Genomic DNA, 16584 nt, shown 5'->3' on the forward strand with positions numbered 1-16584 from the left:
GATGGAGGGTGAGCATGAAAAAAGAAGAACAATTCCACATACAACTTAGGGATTTGAAGAAATCATACAACGGCACAAAAGTACTTGATCAATTATCCCTGAACATACGTAAAGGGGAATTTGTTGCGATTGTCGGAAAGAGCGGCTGTGGGAAAAGCACGTTGCTTCGGTTGCTTTCCGGTTTGGAGAAACCCTCGGACGGACAGATCCTGATTGAGCATGAACAATTACTAACAATCAATCGACAATCGTGCATGATGTTCCAAGATGGACGCCTACTGCCATGGAAGAGGGTTTTGGAGAATGTTGCGTTAGGATTGAAAGGATCTCACCGGGAAGAGGCTATGACTGTATTGAAAAATGTTGGTCTCGAACATCGAGTCCATGAATGGCCTGCCAAACTATCTGGAGGTCAGAAACAACGGGTTGCATTAGCGAGGGCCCTCATCCATAAGCCGAGTCTGTTGCTGCTCGATGAACCGCTCGGAGCACTCGATGCGTTCACCCGTCTCGAGATGCAGAGCTTAATCGAAAACATATGGCAGAAACACGGGTTTACGGCGTTACTTGTTACACATGATGTGGAAGAAGCAGTATCTTTGGCAGATCGAGTCATCCTGCTCCAAGACGGAATGATTGCCCAGGATGTAGCGATTCCACTTCCGAGGCCAAGACAACGAGATCACGCCACCTTCACTTCTACAGTGAACCAAATCTTGAAGCGGATCCTTGATGAGCCGAATCATAGCAAACCAGACAGGTTGAAAGAGAATAGTTATCAGCTCAAACCAGTACCGAAAGCGGTCCTATAAGAAGTTGCCGGGGCAGTTGATAGACGAATGTCCCGGCAAAATGATGGTATCCATTCTTTTTTCAGTGCATAGACTGCTATAGTACAAACCATTGTGCTATATCAAATTAGGATGATGCCAAGTGAAAAGAAGAAATCGTAGACAACCCGCAAAAAATAGTAGCAACTTCTTACGAAAATATATTCTTGTGACTATAGGGGCCGTTATCCAAGGCTTTGCCATGGGCGTGTTTTTATTTCCAAACTATATCCCATCAGGTGGAGCAGGCGGCTTAACAGTATTGCTGAACTATTGGTTTGGAATTCCGTTAAGTCTGGCTCTTTGGATCATGAATGCTTCGATGTTATTGTTTGCTTTGCATTATCTCGGCGGCAAAAGTACAATTGGCACCCTCTTTGGTATTACCGTCACCTCAATCTCCGTTAATCTATTTGAAGTGTCTTTGGATTCCCCATTCTCAACTGTTTCACTCGACATATTATTCGGATCTGTTTTTTTGGGCACTGGAATTGCTATTCATCTTAGACAGGGCGTATCAAACGGTGGTGTAGGAGTCATCGCATTGATCATTGCCAAGTATAAGAAAATCAATCCAGGAAAGTCCCTATTTTGGATCAATGGCATCATCTTTGTAATAACTGGTTACGTCATTGTATGGGAAATCATTATTCAAGCATTGATTTGCCAATGGGTGTCTACGACAATTGTTAAATGGTTATATAATGTACGTGTGCCAAGAAAAAGAGTGATTATTGATTTGATTTGGGGAAGAGATTAGTAAGAATTATGGACAAGGTTGAACGAATAAAATGAACACGTAAGGAGACTATACCTCTAATCAGCAAAATTTCGATTGGCGAGGTGTAGTATTGGAAAAAAGTGTTGAAAAAGTGAGTGTGTGGTGTATTGTAAGTTTGGCTTCAGTTCCTCTCATCATGACGCTAGGAAATTCCATGCTTATTCCCGTGCTTCCTATACTGGAAGACAAGGTTGGAATTACATCATTTCAATCGAGTATGATCATTACGAGCTATTCAGTTGCAGCTATTTTCCTTATACCGGTAGCGGGTTATTTATCAGACCGCTTTGGACGGAAAATGGTGATATTACCTAGTTTAGTCCTTGCTTTAATCGGAGGTCTGGTAGCTGGGTTTGCTTCATGGAAGATGGAAGACCCTTACTCGGTTATTATTATTGGCCGGGTTTTACAGGGTATAGGGGTGGCTGGAGCCATGCCAATTGTAATGCCGCTCGTAGGAGACCTCTATAAAGATGACAGCGAAAAAATGAGTTCTAGTTTAGGTATTATCGAAACGTCGAACGCGTTCGGAAAAGTGTTAGCCCCCATCTTAGGTTCAATATTTGCCGCAATATTATGGTTCCTGCCGTTTTTCTCCATTTCAGCGCTTAGTTTAATATCAATTGTACTCATCTTTTTCTTTGTTAAAGTCCCAAAAGAAAAAGATGAGCCGGTAAAGTTTAAAAAGTTTTTAGGTGATACAAAAAAGATATTTAAAACAGAAGGTAAATGGTTGTATACCGTATTTCTTAATGGAGTTCTTGTTATGCTGATTTTATTCAGTATGTTATTTTTCTTATCGGAAAACCTTGAAACTGTCCATGATATAAAGGGCATTAAGAAAGGTTTCGTCCTGGCAATTCCGCTTTTGTTTTTTTGTATTGCTTCTTTTGTTTCCGGGCGAAAAATCAAAGGGAATCTACCGACCATTAAAAAAGTAATGATTGCTTGCTTAATCGCAATGTCCGCTAGCGTCATTTTCGTTGGGTTTACAAGCAAAAAACTGATCCTTCTGTTAGTCGTAACAAGTGCAGTGGGCATCGCAATTGGAGCTTTATTGCCTGCACTTGACGCAATTATTACAGAAAATATTAAAAAGGAGTTTAGAGGCACCGTTACATCTTTTTATAGTTCAGCAAGATTTATCGGTGTTGCAGCAGGTCCCCCTATTATGTCACTAGCCATGAAAGATTTTCTCAAAGGCAGTTATATTATCGCAGGTGTACTAGGAGCTATCCTAACGTTCATCGTTTTTAAGTTCATTAAAGTCGATGAAATTGGAGAATCGAATGAAGTAACATAAAGCGATACTTCAATCAGTGGAGATTATACTGCCCGTAACTGCGGGATAAAAAATAAGGACCTAGCAGCAATTGTGAGCTGTATGGGTCCTTTTCATAATGCAGATATGTAATTAATGAAGCCTTTAATTTGATTTCAAACTATAAAAAATGAGACAAATTCCGGCAAAAAGACAAATTATCCTTGTTAAAGAGATTTTATCAGTCAGACCATGTAAGGCTATTCCAGTCGTAACAATTAAAATAAAGGGACCTACTAATGCAAGCAGCGAATTAATATAAAAGGCTTTTTCTAAATCGTTGAACTTAAACATCAATGCGGCAGCTGTTATTTCTATACTTCCTGAAATTACTCTTAACATAATTATAAAAAGCAGTGCCCTTTCTATAAAGGTAATCACATCCCCTGGTCGTATTCATACGTAATATATGCAACGCAGGTAAGGATTATTTTGGCTCGCGGAACTTAATCTCACACATTCTGGTAAGTTTATTAAGCACAATCAATAATAACTCCTGATGCAATACCGCAGAGGCGATATTGATAGTTATTTTTGCTATACTGTCAATTAAGAATAAGGAGGATTTATTACATGAAACAATACTTAGAGTTATGCTCACATATTCTTGAAAATGGAACAGTGAAAGAAGATAGAACGGGCACGGGAACGATCAGTGTTTTCGGCTATCAGATGAGATACGATTTACAAGAAGGTTTTCCGTTAATGACAACGAAAAAAACGGCATTCCGTTTGATTGCCTCTGAGTTAGTATGGTTCTTAAAAGGCGACACGACTCTTCGGACGTTGATAAATGATCGAAATCCAATTTGGGATGAGTGGGGCTTCGAACGATGGGTTAATAGCAAGGAGTATGAGGGGCCGGATATGTCGGATTTCGGCAGGCGTAGTCTTCAAGATGAAGAATTTGCACGTACATACGAGGCTGAAATGACAGCTTATAAGAAACGCATTCTCGAAGATGACGAGTTCGCAGCTAAATATGGTGATTTGGGACCGGTTTATGGAAAGCAATGGAGATCTTGGGGTGTTGGGGAAGGCGTCATCGATCAGATAGAACAATTGATTAAGGGGATTAAGCGAAATCCAGACTCGCGCAGACACCTTGTCACTGCTTGGAATCCATCAGAAGTGAACGATATGGCTCTACCGCCTTGCCATGCCTTATTCCAATTTTACGTTGCGGATGGTAAGCTATCATGCCAGCTCTATCAAAGGAGTGCTGATGTATTCCTCGGAGTGCCGTTCAACATTGCTTCGTACGCATTGCTCGTCCATTTAATAGCGCATGAATGCAATCTGGAAGTCGGTGAATTCATTCACACGTTAGGGGATGCACATATTTATTTGAATCATATGGAGCAAGTGAAGGAGCAATTGTCGAGAACTCCGAAAAAACTTCCTACACTGAAACTGAATATCGGAGAAAAATCCATTTTTGAATTGACATATGAAGACATCACTGTTGAGGGATATGACCCTCATCCAAAAATAAAAGCACCAATAGCTGTTTAAAACAAAAGCGCAGGGCGCCTGCCCGTATTCTAGACGATCACAAAACGAAGGGATGATAATATGATTTCTTTACTTGTTGCATACGATTTGAACCGGGTAATCGGCATCGATAATAAAATGCCTTGGCATATCCCGGAAGAGCTGAAATACTTTAAAAAAGTGACAATGGGGAAAGCCATTGTCATGGGAAGGAAAACGTTCGAATCAATCGGTCGTCCGTTGCCTGGGAGAATGAATATTATCGTCACACGTAATGAAAATTACGAGGCTGAAGGGGTGGAAATTTTCCACGACCTTCAAAAAGCGATTGAGCGAGGAAAAGAGTATTCGGATGAAGTTGTCATTATCGGTGGAGCCGAAATTTTCAACTTATCGATGGACATTTCAGATCGTCTTTACATAACGATCATCCGAAAAGAGTATGAAGGGGATACATTTTTCCCTGAACATGATAATAGCTGGAAGCTTGTATCAGAGTCGGAAGATCATTTTACGGAAGAAGGCATCCCGTATTCTTATTTGATCTTTGATAGAACGTCGAACAGCTAACTTTTGACTGCCTCAAAAATGTAAAGGAAGTGCTTTACTTGAAGAAAATTCATATCGTAACGGACTCGACAGCAGATTTGATTGAAAACTATACTGACCAATATGATATTCATGTTGTCCCGCTGACAATCCATATTGACGGCATTACGTATACAGATGGAATCGATTTACAACCAGAATCTTTCATTGAAAAAATGAACGGAAGCAAAGAGCTTCCGAAAAGTTCACAGCCTGCCGCAGGTGTTTTCAAAGAATTATATGACCGACTTGGTGAAGACGGGAGCGAGATCATCTCCATCCATATGACTGGCGGCATGAGCGGAACAGTGAAATCAGCCGAAGCTGCAGCTGAAATGACTGACTCGAAAGTGACGGTCATCGATTCTATGTTCATTTCCCACGCTTTGACGTTCCAAGTCGTCGAAGCTGCCAAAATGGCGAGCGAAGGTAAGAGCTCCAAGGAGATTATTGACAGATTGACGCATGTACGTAAAAATACGACTCTATTTGTAGTCGTCGACAAGTTGGATAATCTCGTGAAAGGCGGCCGAATCGGAAAAGGGAAAGCGTTGATCGGCTCTTTATTGAACATTAAACCAATCGCGACGTTGCAAGACGGCGTCTATACACCTGTAGGGAAAGCACGCAGCCATAAACAAGTCGTTTCGCATCTTTTCAAAGCATTCAAGGAAGAGACCGCCGGGAAAATTATACGCTCGATCGGCATATCTCATGCAAACGGGATGGCAATGGCGGAACCGCTATTACAGCTAATAGAAGATTCGGGTTTGAAGGATGTCAAATTCTCATTCACATCCCCGATCATCAGCACACATACAGGCGAAGGCGCAATCGGTTTCATGTATTATACTGACTGATCGATCTGCGGGCGGTTCAATAACTAAAAAAAGGGGAACTGTGTTTATGAGAAGAATTTTCTTTTTCATCGTCTTCTCATTCGTTTTATCCGGATGCCAGGAAAGAGCCGTCTTCGAGACATCGTCATTTTCCGAAAGGGAAGGTTTGGCACTGTCGGACTTTAATGTCCCGGATTATTTCATTCCCGAAGAGGTCACTGTTATCGGACTTGGGGACTCACTTACCCAAGGAGTGGGAGATGAGCTGAAAAGGGGCGGTTATTTCGGGCGCGTTGCTTTAGCAATGAATGATTGGAAAGGCGTCGATACGATTGAGTCGAAAAACTTGGCCAAAAGAGGAAGGCGAAGCGATCAATTAATTGATCAATTGGAAAAAGAGGAGATCCAAGCTGAAATTAAAAGTGCGGATGTCATTTATATAACAATCGGCGGGAATGACATGATGAAAATCGTCAAAGAGAATCTTTTCAATTTGACCGCAAAGCCGTTTTATGTCGAATTGGGCAAATTTGAAAATCGGCTTGATGAAATTTTTAAGATGATTCGTGGTTTGAATGGTGATGCTATTATTGTGGTTGCAGGGTTATACAATCCCTTGTCTATTGTCACAGATGAAGCAAATGAATTTGAAACGGTCATCGAAGATTGGAATGAAGCGATCGAAATACAGACGATCATGGACGGAAAAGCATGTTTTGTCCCCGTGGTCGACTTATTTTCGAGTAATGAAAACATGGTATACCATTCCGATTTTTTTCATCCAAACGCGAAAGGGTATGTATCGATGGCAGATCGCTTTATCGAGAAAATCGATCAATGCGATTTGACGAAATTGTCGGATGGAAAATTGGAAATGTCGAGGTGACCGTTAGTGAATCTTTGGAAAATAGCATTTTTCGTACTGGTCGGTCTTTTAGCGACCGGTATTATTGCTTTAATTATGTTCCTTGAAAGTCCGGGGGATTCGGACCCGCTTCCCCCTTTAAATCAATATACGCCGAAAGGCAGCGTGTTAAGCGTCAAAGCGACCCGGAGCGATTTGGAGGCGCTTGCGAATAATTATATCCGGAAAGCAATGAAAGGAGAAAAGCTTCCTGTGATTATGGAAGTGAAGAATGACGTAAGGCTTCATTCTGAATTAACTGCATTTGGAATTACATTTCCTCTCTTGATGCATTTTGATCCGGTTGTACAGGAGGATGGGAATTTAATGCTGAAACAGACTTCGATGGAAATTGCAGAATTGGAACTTCCTCCTTCAGCCGTTTTGACAGTGTTGCGTGATTCTGTCAAGCTGCCGCCGTGGATGATTGTTAGACCGAAAGAGGAAGAGATCTTCATCCATTTGACGGATCTTGAAATAGCAGGCAATTTGCAAGTACGGGCTAAATCGGTTGATCTTGTGAATGATAATATTGAACTCGAAGTGACGATACCTAATGATTGAGGAGGGGTAAACTTGCCAATTCAAAAAGCGACATTTGCCGGTGGGTGTTTTTGGTGCATGGTAAAACCTTTCGATCGGTATGATGGAGTCTTGTCCGTCGTCTCCGGATATACAGGAGGAGATGTCGAGAATCCAACATACGAACTCGTCTGCACGAATACAACGGGGCATCGCGAAGCCGTTCAAATCACTTTTGACGATGAGATCATTTCTTATGAGGAGCTCCTATCTATTTTTTGGCGTCAAATTGATCCAACAGATGCGGGAGGACAGTTCTTCGATCGGGGAGAATCGTATCGCACTGCAATTTTCACACATTCACAGCAACAAGAAGAGCTTGCTGTCAAATCCAAACAGGAGCTTGACTCCTCCGGGAAATTCGACAAGCCGATTCAAACAGATATTTTGCCGGCAAAACCGTTCTATCCCGCTGAAGAGGGGCACCAAAACTATTACATGAAAAACCCTTCACATTATGAACGATATTCGATAGGTTCCGGGCGTGTACGATTCAAAACTGAACATTGGGGTGATCAATCTTGAAGGAAAATCTCAAGAAGTCTTTGACGGAAATGCAATACTATGTGACACAGGAAAATGGAACAGAACCACCATTCAACAATGAATTCGATAGCCATTATGAAGAGGGGATCTACGTCGATATCGTTTCCGGGAAGCCGTTATTCAGTTCTAAAGACAAGTATGATGCCGGGTGTGGATGGCCAAGCTTCACGAAACCGATCGAGAGCAAAGAAGTGACAGAGCATTTTGACACGAGCTACGGAATGCGCAGGACTGAAGTACGCAGCAGGACGGCAGACTCTCATTTAGGACATGTCTTCCCTGACGGCCCGGGTCCGGCTGGCCTCCGTTATTGCATTAACTCTGCAGCTCTTCGTTTTGTTCCTGCCGACAAGCTTGAAGAAGAAGGATACGGTGAATATACACACTTATTCAATGACTGAAAGGAGGTTCGAGGATGGATCGTTCGTTTTATCAATTTGTTTTATCTTTCCGGGGAGGGAAGAAAGACGATGAAAAATCCGCCTTTGCTGAAGCAGTGTTCAATGACCATAGTTTCCCTAAAGATGAAAAAGGCTTCGATTCGCTTTCCCGCTACTTGGAGGAGAAAGCGGACCCAGAAATGCCAAGTGTAGTTTTCGACGAATTGTATGCAATGTACGAAGAGCGTTTTCAATAGGTTGGAACGACTATCTCCGTTGCATAAAGTGCCGATTAACTGTATGATTAGAAAAGAAATTTGAAAGTGAGGCGGATTAATTGAGCATACATATTAATGCGAAAAAAGGCGATATTGCAGAAACGATTCTACTTCCAGGAGATCCATTACGTGCAAAATATATCGCAGAAACATTCTTAGAGGATGTAACCCAGTATAACGAAGTGAGAAATATGTTCGGATACACAGGAACATATAAAGGGAAGCGCATCTCTGTTCAAGGAACAGGCATGGGCGTTCCATCCATCTCTATTTACATCAATGAGCTAATGCAAGAATATGATGTACAGAAACTGATCCGTGTAGGTACTTGCGGGGCAATTCAAAAAGACGTACACGTGCGCGATGTCATTTTGGCACAAAGCGCGACGACGAATTCACCGATCAACCGGACGTTTTTCAATGGCGTCGATTATGCACCGACAGCGGATTTCGATCTCCTGCTAAAAGCTTACAATGCAGGTTTGGAAAAAGGCTTAAAATTGAAAGTAGGTAACATTTACACAGAAGACTTCTTCTACAATGAGCACGCTGAGCATGAAAAGCTTGCACAATACGGTGTGTTAGCTGTCGAAATGGAAGCTGCGGCCCTTTACACATTGGCTGCGAAATTCGGAAGACAGGCTTTAGCAGTATTGACGGTTAGTGATCATATCCTTACTGGAGAAGTCACAACTGCCGAAGAACGCCAAACGACATTCAATGACATGATTGTTGTTGCACTCGAAGCTGCAATTCAATAATCGTGCAAAGGAGGACCGCTCGCTGATCAACGGCGGTCTTTTTTTGAATAAACCGGTATAATGGGAAAGAAAGTGGGGAATGGGATGGACGAAAAAGAGAAATATGGCGGACATGAAGCTGAAACAAACTATGAACCGCCGGCAAAGCGTTATATACGAATGAAACCTTTCTCGTTAGTCATGCTCATATTCGGCCTCGTCCTTGCAACTGCCGCTGTGACGTTTTTTGCGTTGACTACTGGAGAGGATAAGGTCGTAGAAGTGGTCAGTCCTCAAAACCCGACGACAGATCGCAAGGAATTTAAAAAGCTATATGAAGCTTACGATGAAATGAAAAAAACCTATTATAACGAAATTGATGAATCGGCTGTAATTGATGGAGCCATCAACGGTATGATTGAAGCATTAGGTGATCCTTTTTCAGACTATTTAAATGAAAAGGAAGCACGTCAATTAACTGAAAGCATTTCCTCGAGCTTTGAAGGAATCGGTGCCGAAATCCAAGAGTTAAACGGGTTTATCAATATCGTTTCACCAATCAAGAATTCACCCGCGGAACGTGCTGGCCTCTTGCCAAATGATCTGATCATCGCTGTAGACGGCAAGAGCATTCAAGGAATGTCCTCTTCAGAGGCTGTACTTCTCATACGCGGTAAAAAGGGGACAACAGTGACCCTTTCCGTCCGTCGCGGCGAAATGGGCGAGCCATTTGATGTGAAAATTGTCAGAGACGTCATTCCAATCGAAACAGTCTATGCAGAAATGCTTGATAACAATATTGCCCACATTCATATTACAAGCTTTTCCGAGCATACGTATGAAGAGTTATTGGCTGCACTAGATGAAATGGAAGAGCAAGGCATGGAAGGTCTTATCATGGACGTCCGTCAAAATCCTGGTGGCATGTTGAACACAGCAATCGACATTTCCGACCTTTTCGTTGAGAAGGATAAGAACCTCTTCCAGTATGAAGGTAAAGGGAATAACCCCGAAGTGTATGTCGCTTCTGACGGAAGGAAAGTGAAAGTTCCTGTCACTCTGATTATCGATGACGGCAGTGCCTCAGCTTCAGAAATATTGGCAGGCGCTTTAAAAGAATCAGCAAATGTACCGCTCATCGGTATTAAAACGTATGGAAAAGGGACCGTTCAGACACCGAAAGACTTGCCGGACGGATCCAATTTGAAGTTGACAACAGCGAAATGGTTGACGCCTGACGGCAACTGGATACATGAAAAAGGAATTGAGCCTGATTTTGAAGTTCCTTACCCTTCATATGCGATGCTCCCATTCCTTGATCCATCCATGGAAATGAAAGAGGGAATGGTATCACCTGCAATAAAAACAGCGGAGGAAATGTTAAGCGCTGTCGGATATGACCCAGGTGAAATCGACGGTCTCTTCGATCAAACGATGGAGACTGCCGTTGTAGAACTTCAAAAGGCGTTATCTTTGAAAGAGGATGGCGTCCTCGTGGGGGACACGACTTATGGATTGATGAACGAGCTGAGAAATAAAATCCAAGAAGAAGACCCACAGTTGCTAAAAGCGAAAGAAGTTTTAATGGAACAAATAAAAAAATGATTGGAAAGCGTCCACTCCTTCACGGATGGGCGCTTTTCATGTAAAAAAAGAGGGATACTCATGATTGACGTATATTTGTTAAGCGGTTTTTTAGGAAGTGGAAAAACTTCCTTATTGAAAAATTTGATTTCCCAATTGAAAGAGGAAGGAAAAAAGCCGGCAATTTTTATGAATGAATTTGGCTCTATTTCAATTGATTCTGATACAGTCGGCAAAGAAAAAGACATCCCGTTAAAAGAACTTTTGAATGGATGCATTTGCTGCACGGGTTCAGAAAAAACGGAGGCGCAGCTACAAGGCTTGCTGGAAGAGAATGATGACATTGATGTCATATTGATTGAGACGACAGGTGCCGCTCACCCTGTCGAAGCTCTAGACGCTGTTTACTCTCCTTTATTTGCAGAACGGTTACAAATCAAAGGGATTGTTACAGTTGCAGACACCAAGCGTTGGTTGGAAAGGGATAAAATGTCGCCCCAAATTCGTTCATTATTCATGGAACAGATTCGGCATGCTCATATTTTATTGGCAAATAAAACCGATTTGTTGTCGGAATCCGAATTGGCGACAGTCTCGATGGAACTTTCAAATTTCAATAGTACGGCTCCCATCATTCAAACTACGAATGCGGATATCTCTTTCTCGTACATTGAGAAAATGCTTAGTGACGTTTCAAATCCGACAAGGGAATCTTTTGTATCTGGACAAAATCTTCCTTTGACCTCCAAATTAATTACGTTCGATAGGCCTGTTGATAAGGATGAATTTGAAGATTGGGTCAAGTCATTGCCGGATACGGTATATCGGATGAAGGGCTATGTACCTGTGAAAGGAACACCGAACCCGTACCTTTTCCAATATGCATATGGAATGGTGAATTGGCTACCCGAGTATGTGAAAATGGAGCCGAGACTTGTAATTATCGGAGAAGGGATTAACCAAATAGAGTACGATGGATTGTAAGTCCATGAGCTTACTGTCAACCCCTTATTAGTTGCAATAATAGTCGAATTGACCAAAACAACCCAATTCTAACGTTTTTCATTCACCTTTGTCATCGGGTTCAGAAATTCTTTGGTTCCACTGGGATTTAATTCCGATTCTCTCCTTCTCGCATGCGTTATGATAGTTTGCGAAGGGAGGAGTTATAAGATGAAAAAATCGATGGCTGTCATCTTGCTCGGTTCGGCGTTATTAATGTCGAACAACAACAGTGTTGAAGCTTCTTATAGCAACAACGACTTGGAAATCCAAAAAGCGGTGCAAAACGTTCAGTATTATGTATATGAAGGGAAATTTTCTTCTTACAATCCTGAAGGAGTTAACCAATATATTAATATGTACTTGAATGACTTAGAAAAATATTTTGGTAAAAATATAGAGGTTACTTATAAACAATCTGCTGAACCGGTGAAGAAACCGCTAGAATCAAAACCGGTGAACGTAGCGCGACCTGCGGAACAGGTTAAACCAGAACCGAAACAACAGGTTGAACAACCAGCTCCAGTACAACCAACGAAACCTGTAGAACAATCGAAGCCAGTAGAACAGGCCAAACCTGTGGAACAAGCTAAACCTGCAGAACAAGCTAAACCAGTTGAAAAGCCGGTTCAAAATGATGTTTCCGCGATTGAACAAGCGGTTCTTGAGTTGACGAATGCCGAAAGAAAGAAAGCCGGATTGCAACCATTGCAAATCGACAAGAATCTCATGAATTCAGCTCGTCAAAAATCAACGGATATGGCGACTAATAACTACTTTTCACATACAAGCCCGACATACGGCTCTCCTTTCGATCAAATGAAAGCAAACGGGGTAACATACCGCTCCGCTGCTGAAAATATCGCAATGGGTCAGCGTTCTGCCGAAGAAGTTGTGAAAGCTTGGATGGAGTCTCCTGGTCATAGACAAAACATCTTGACGCCGAACTTCACTCATATCGGCATCGGTTATGATGCAAACGGTCAATATTGGACACAACAATTCATTCAAAAATAATTATTTGCAAATGTAGAGACATCCTTTGTACCATTTAGGTGCAAAGGATGTCTTTTTTTGACAGCATTCAGGTAAATGCACGTATCTCCAAATGATGAACCTCGAGGTATGCGTTTAAAACATTTTTGCTGGGTGCATACTTTTTCTTGAGGTGAATGTCATGGATGATGTTACATCAAATGAGAGTTTGATTTTATATATACAAAGTCTTTTCCATGATTCCGCTGATCTTACCGTGCGAAAAATCACCTGGAAAGATGGAGATGCAATTGTCTGCTTTTTTAATACATTGACCGACAGCAGTGAAGTGAACAAGCAGATTGAAATTCTTCGCCTTCGTTCGAGTGCTGATCTTCCAAATTGGGCTGGAACCGCAACTTCTAGTGCAGGCGCATTTTCAGTTCCTAAATTGGTCGAGAGTGTTTCGAATGGTTTTGTTGCAATTGTTTTCCCAACGACGAATCTGCTAATGACCATTACAATTCCTTCATTTGAAGTGCGTACAACTACCGAGCCGAATAATGAAATAGTCATTCGCGGTCCACATGAAGGTTTCGTAGAAAGTATCGACAAAAACATTTCACTTATACGGAAGCATCTTTTCATTTCTGATTTAGTCGTGAAGGATGTACGGCTTGGAGAAGATACGAATACGAAAGTTACATATGTCTATATTGAGTCAATTGCTAATAAAGATGTCGTAAAGGAAGTTAAAACACGCATAGAAGATATTGATCGAACAAAGATATACAGCATTGGACAAATCGAGGATTACTTAGAGGATTCAGTTTGGTCTCCTTTTCCGCAGTTTTTGAACACGGAAAGACCGGATCGTGCCGTGGCGAATTTGCTGGAAGGGAAAATAGTCATTTTTACAGACCAATCTCCCTCGGCATTAATTGCACCCGTCAATTTCTTTTCGTTTTACGAAACACCGGACGATTTTAATGGTCGTATACTTGTCGGATCTTTCTTTCGGATGTTAAGGATATTCAGCTTCCTGGTTGCTGTTTTCCTACCAGCATTTTATATCGCTGTGGTCGGTTTCCATTCGGAAATTTTACCGTATGATCTAAGTAGGAAAGTAAAAGTAGCCGTGGAATTCATTCCGTACCGTCCAATCGTTGAAGCGCTAATTGTGGAGCTGTTCATAGAAGTCATCCGGGAGGCAACAATCCGGTTGCCCGCACCGATCGGTCCTACAATCGGTATTGTTGGAGGGCTAGTAATAGGAGATGCAATTGTCAATGCGGGACTCGTGTCGAATTTGATGGTGGTCGTTGTGGCAATGACCGCAATTTCAAGCTTTGTTGTCCCAAGTGTCGAAATGAACACGACGATACGGATTATCCGGTTTCCGTTCATGATGGCTGCTACTTTATTTGGTTTTTTCGGCATCGCCATTGGGACAATCATCTTATTTATCCATCTGATGAATAGGTCTTCGCTGAACCAGCCTTATTTGTCACCAGTCGTGCCATTTGACCCTTCTCGTTTTAAAAATATATTTTTCAGAATTCCATATTATAAAAATCATAAACAACAACAAACATTTACACATGGCACGGGCAGGCGGAAAAGGCGGGGGAGAAATTGAACTTCAATTTATCCAGAAATCAATTTTTCCTCATTCTGTTTGTTGTCCAGTCAGGACCGTCATTCTTCTCATTCCCATCTCCTTTTATCAATGCGGCTGGAAGGGATGCATGGCTTGTATTCATTGTTGCTGGAATTTTCCACTACTTGCTGTTGCTTTTCTATGAGTACAATTATAAGTATTTTAAGATTGGCCAGTTTGTTGGTTGGTTGTACAAATTGTACTGGCTTTTTATAACCGTTGTTTATATTGCATATATCGATTATATATTAGCGGTATGGGGGTTTCCGGAAACCCCACAAATCATAGTTATCACTGTACTTGTAAGTGTATCTCTCTATGCAAATCTGAGCAGGGCGGAAACGGTGATCAATTTGTCTGTCATCCTGATTCCATTAATACTCTTGTTTTTAATTTTTCTGCAGTTTGCTTGGAAGGACTTGGTGTGGACGAATCTATTTCCGATTGGAGAATCGACGGGGGAGGAATGGGTTCAAGGGTTTCTAAAAGCACAGCTCGCTTTCGTAGGAAGTGAATTGTTTTTGGTTTTCAGGAAGCATGTTGATAGCAAACAAAAAATAAAAGGCGGCCCGTTATTTTTCTACCAACTGACATGGTTTACATTCTTTTTATTCTCTGTCATCATCGTGCTCTTGTACTTCACACGCCACGGATTGGAAAGGCTCCCTGAACCGCTGTTATTTTTGCTGAAGGCTCAGGAAGTGACTTTTGTTGAGCGCCTCGATTTGTTTTTCTTGTATATATGGACAGTTTGGACCATTATCACCGTGGCAATCTTTTCTTTTGCCGCTTTGTATGTTCACCGGATCCGTTCCAAGCATCACAAAAGAGATATCATCATTTGGCATGTATTTCTTGTACTCTTGCCTTTGCTCTTTTTATCCAAACATTTTGTTGAGATATTGAATGACATGATCGTTTATGTGTATCTTCTTTTCGGCCTATTCATTCCGGTTATCGTCATCATTACGAATCGGAGGAAGCAGAAATGAGAAAAATCATACTTATCTCCATCGCCTGTTCTTTTCTACTGGCAGGGTGTTGGGATGAGCGGCTATACAAAGATGTTACAATCGTTCCGCTCATTGCGTACGATGGAGAACCGGGAAACTGGACGGGATACTTCACACATGCTGTCGTTGCTAAACCCGACAGCATCAGTTTTTCGACAGTTGAAGGCAGTGGTGTTTCCATTGAGGAAGCACGGCTTGATGCCAATCGGAAAACGGGTGAAATGCTTGACCCTTCTCAAGTATTAGCTGTACTCGTTACAACCGATGCGGCGAAGACAAATCTTATGGAGACATTCGATATCGCTTACAGAATGCCTCGGACCCGGTTGAGCAGTCGTTTGGCGGTAGTGGAAGGAGATATAGCTCCTTATATGGAAAAGACGGAAAAAATGGGTAAAGAGCTCCCCGATTATTACAATGTAATTTTGAAAACTGCCCAATTATCATCTGTTATTCCAGACGTCGATATCCAACTGGCTGCCAGATTACTATTGGACGACGGGATTGATCTTCAATTACCGTACATGAAGATGTCCGAAACGACAGGCACACCTGGCGTGGTGGGGATCGCTTTGTTCAGTGACAAAGTTTTTACGGGACGCACATTGGACGCTAAGGAGTCTACCATCGTTCAAATTCTTAAAAAGAAGCCGAGTCAGTATGCGATGTTAACATACGAGCGAGAAAAAGAAGGTAAAATGTACCCGGTGACCGTTGCACTCGTCAAATACAAGAAAAAATGGGACATAAAAGACGACAAAATAAATGCAACTTATAAGTTGAAAGTAAGTGTAAATGAATTTGCATATAATCACTTGGATGAAAGAAAAGCGAGGAAAGAATTGGAGGATTTTCTTTCGAAAGAGCTGACGAAGGATTTTAATGATGTGGTCAAAAAATTGCAGGAAGCGAAAAGTGACCCTGTCGGCTTTGGCAGACATGTACGTGCCTTCCATCCTCACTTATGGGAAAAAGGAAAATGGCAAGATACCTTTTCGGAATTAGATATCAATGTAAAAGTCGAGGCGGAAGTTACACGAACCGGCATAATAAATTGAAGCTAATGA

The 16584-nt window shown here is 41.8% G+C and carries 19 protein-coding genes; 18 read left to right on the forward strand and 1 reads right to left on the reverse strand.

Going from position 1 to position 16584, the window contains the following annotated elements; genetic code table 11:
• Window positions 1-14 precede the first annotated feature (14 nt).
• The 3 genes from NIT04_RS09120 to NIT04_RS09130 all read left to right on the forward strand — a co-directional run bounded on the left by NIT04_RS09120 (window position 15) and on the right by NIT04_RS09130 (window position 2914).
• Complete coding sequence (locus NIT04_RS09120) at window positions 15-812, forward strand: ATP-binding cassette domain-containing protein (protein WP_252503309.1); 798 nt, start codon at window positions 15-17, stop codon at window positions 810-812.
• 121 nt (window positions 813-933) lie between these two features.
• Complete coding sequence (locus NIT04_RS09125; RefSeq protein ID WP_252503310.1) at window positions 934-1590, forward strand: YitT family protein; 657 nt, start codon at window positions 934-936, stop codon at window positions 1588-1590.
• A 91-nt stretch (window positions 1591-1681) separates the two neighbouring features.
• Entirely contained in the window at window positions 1682-2914 is a 1233-nt protein-coding gene (locus NIT04_RS09130; RefSeq protein WP_252503311.1) for an MFS transporter, read from the forward strand.
• A gap of 123 nt (window positions 2915-3037) precedes the next feature.
• Here the strand turns inward: NIT04_RS09130 and NIT04_RS09135 are convergent, their stop codons facing one another.
• Window positions 3038-3313 (reverse strand): YqhV family protein, encoded by a 276-nt coding sequence (locus NIT04_RS09135; protein WP_252503312.1) that lies wholly within the window; start codon window positions 3311-3313, stop codon window positions 3038-3040.
• A gap of 192 nt (window positions 3314-3505) precedes the next feature.
• On the opposite strand from NIT04_RS09135, the gene NIT04_RS09140 reads away from it, so the two are divergent.
• From NIT04_RS09140 to NIT04_RS09210, 15 genes are all read left to right on the forward strand, one after another.
• Window positions 3506-4447: a thymidylate synthase gene (locus tag NIT04_RS09140; RefSeq protein ID WP_252503313.1), complete on the forward strand. Its 942-nt coding sequence runs from the start codon at window positions 3506-3508 to the stop codon at window positions 4445-4447.
• A gap of 60 nt (window positions 4448-4507) precedes the next feature.
• The gene (locus NIT04_RS09145; RefSeq protein WP_252503314.1) at window positions 4508-4996 is read left to right on the forward strand and encodes a dihydrofolate reductase; all 489 of its coding nucleotides are present in this window, start codon (window positions 4508-4510) and stop codon (window positions 4994-4996) included.
• A gap of 38 nt (window positions 4997-5034) precedes the next feature.
• A complete protein-coding gene (locus tag NIT04_RS09150; protein ID WP_252503315.1) occupies window positions 5035-5874 on the forward strand; it encodes a DegV family protein in 840 nt (279 codons plus the stop codon).
• A gap of 46 nt (window positions 5875-5920) precedes the next feature.
• Window positions 5921-6739, forward strand: coding sequence for a GDSL-type esterase/lipase family protein (locus NIT04_RS09155; protein ID WP_252503316.1), 819 nt, complete (start codon window positions 5921-5923; stop codon window positions 6737-6739).
• A 6-nt stretch (window positions 6740-6745) separates the two neighbouring features.
• Complete coding sequence (locus NIT04_RS09160; RefSeq protein WP_252503317.1) at window positions 6746-7321, forward strand: YpmS family protein; 576 nt, start codon at window positions 6746-6748, stop codon at window positions 7319-7321.
• A gap of 12 nt (window positions 7322-7333) precedes the next feature.
• Window positions 7334-7864: a peptide-methionine (S)-S-oxide reductase MsrA gene (msrA, locus tag NIT04_RS09165; protein WP_252503318.1), complete on the forward strand. Its 531-nt coding sequence runs from the start codon at window positions 7334-7336 to the stop codon at window positions 7862-7864.
• Window positions 7858-8286 carry a peptide-methionine (R)-S-oxide reductase MsrB gene (msrB, locus tag NIT04_RS09170; protein ID WP_371922578.1) on the forward strand — a complete coding sequence of 143 codons (429 nt, stop codon included), beginning with the start codon at window positions 7858-7860 and terminating at the stop codon, window positions 8284-8286. The genes msrA and msrB overlap by 7 nt, the downstream gene beginning before the upstream one ends.
• A 14-nt stretch (window positions 8287-8300) precedes the next feature.
• Complete coding sequence (locus NIT04_RS09175; RefSeq protein ID WP_252503319.1) at window positions 8301-8522, forward strand: YozE family protein; 222 nt, start codon at window positions 8301-8303, stop codon at window positions 8520-8522.
• An 80-nt stretch (window positions 8523-8602) separates the two neighbouring features.
• A complete protein-coding gene (gene deoD, locus NIT04_RS09180) occupies window positions 8603-9304 on the forward strand; it encodes a purine-nucleoside phosphorylase (protein ID WP_252503320.1) in 702 nt (233 codons plus the stop codon).
• A gap of 84 nt (window positions 9305-9388) precedes the next feature.
• Window positions 9389-10888 carry a S41 family peptidase gene (locus NIT04_RS09185; protein WP_252503321.1) on the forward strand — a complete coding sequence of 500 codons (1500 nt, stop codon included), beginning with the start codon at window positions 9389-9391 and terminating at the stop codon, window positions 10886-10888.
• A 60-nt stretch (window positions 10889-10948) separates the two neighbouring features.
• Window positions 10949-11851: a GTP-binding protein gene (locus NIT04_RS09190; RefSeq protein ID WP_252503322.1), complete on the forward strand. Its 903-nt coding sequence runs from the start codon at window positions 10949-10951 to the stop codon at window positions 11849-11851.
• Window positions 11852-12040: 189 nt separating this feature from the next.
• On the forward strand, window positions 12041-12886 hold the full coding sequence (locus tag NIT04_RS09195; RefSeq protein ID WP_252503323.1) for a CAP domain-containing protein: 846 nt from the start codon (window positions 12041-12043) through the stop codon (window positions 12884-12886).
• Window positions 12887-13046: 160 nt separating this feature from the next.
• Complete coding sequence (locus NIT04_RS09200; protein WP_252503324.1) at window positions 13047-14483, forward strand: spore germination protein; 1437 nt, start codon at window positions 13047-13049, stop codon at window positions 14481-14483.
• Window positions 14480-15496 carry a GerAB/ArcD/ProY family transporter gene (locus NIT04_RS09205; protein WP_252503325.1) on the forward strand — a complete coding sequence of 339 codons (1017 nt, stop codon included), beginning with the start codon at window positions 14480-14482 and terminating at the stop codon, window positions 15494-15496. The genes NIT04_RS09200 and NIT04_RS09205 overlap by 4 nt, the downstream gene beginning before the upstream one ends.
• The gene (locus tag NIT04_RS09210; RefSeq protein ID WP_252503326.1) at window positions 15493-16575 is read left to right on the forward strand and encodes a Ger(x)C family spore germination protein; all 1083 of its coding nucleotides are present in this window, start codon (window positions 15493-15495) and stop codon (window positions 16573-16575) included. Before NIT04_RS09205 ends, NIT04_RS09210 begins: the two co-directional genes overlap by 4 nt.
• The last annotated feature ends 9 nt before the right edge of the window (window positions 16576-16584 follow it).

Origin of the sequence: Sporosarcina sp. Marseille-Q4943, assembly GCF_943736995.1 — a bacterium.
Taxonomy (GTDB): domain Bacteria; phylum Bacillota; class Bacilli; order Bacillales_A; family Planococcaceae; genus Sporosarcina.

What these genes read in the sequence shown, in the direction of transcription:
- NIT04_RS09195 (WP_252503323.1), top strand. Translation starts at nt 12,041, where the DNA reads ATGAAAAAATCGATGGCTGTCATCTTGCTCGGTTCGGCGTTATTAATG.
- NIT04_RS09145 (WP_252503314.1), top strand. Translation starts at nt 4,508, where the DNA reads ATGATTTCTTTACTTGTTGCATACGATTTGAACCGGGTAATCGGCATC.
- NIT04_RS09175 (WP_252503319.1), top strand. Translation starts at nt 8,301, where the DNA reads ATGGATCGTTCGTTTTATCAATTTGTTTTATCTTTCCGGGGAGGGAAG.
- NIT04_RS09210 (WP_252503326.1), top strand. Translation starts at nt 15,493, where the DNA reads ATGAGAAAAATCATACTTATCTCCATCGCCTGTTCTTTTCTACTGGCA.
- NIT04_RS09190 (WP_252503322.1), top strand. Translation starts at nt 10,949, where the DNA reads ATGATTGACGTATATTTGTTAAGCGGTTTTTTAGGAAGTGGAAAAACT.
- NIT04_RS09120 (WP_252503309.1), top strand. Translation starts at nt 15, where the DNA reads ATGAAAAAAGAAGAACAATTCCACATACAACTTAGGGATTTGAAGAAA.
- NIT04_RS09185 (WP_252503321.1), top strand. Translation starts at nt 9,389, where the DNA reads ATGGACGAAAAAGAGAAATATGGCGGACATGAAGCTGAAACAAACTAT.
- NIT04_RS09200 (WP_252503324.1), top strand. Translation starts at nt 13,047, where the DNA reads ATGGATGATGTTACATCAAATGAGAGTTTGATTTTATATATACAAAGT.
- NIT04_RS09140 (WP_252503313.1), top strand. Translation starts at nt 3,506, where the DNA reads ATGAAACAATACTTAGAGTTATGCTCACATATTCTTGAAAATGGAACA.
- NIT04_RS09155 (WP_252503316.1), top strand. Translation starts at nt 5,921, where the DNA reads ATGAGAAGAATTTTCTTTTTCATCGTCTTCTCATTCGTTTTATCCGGA.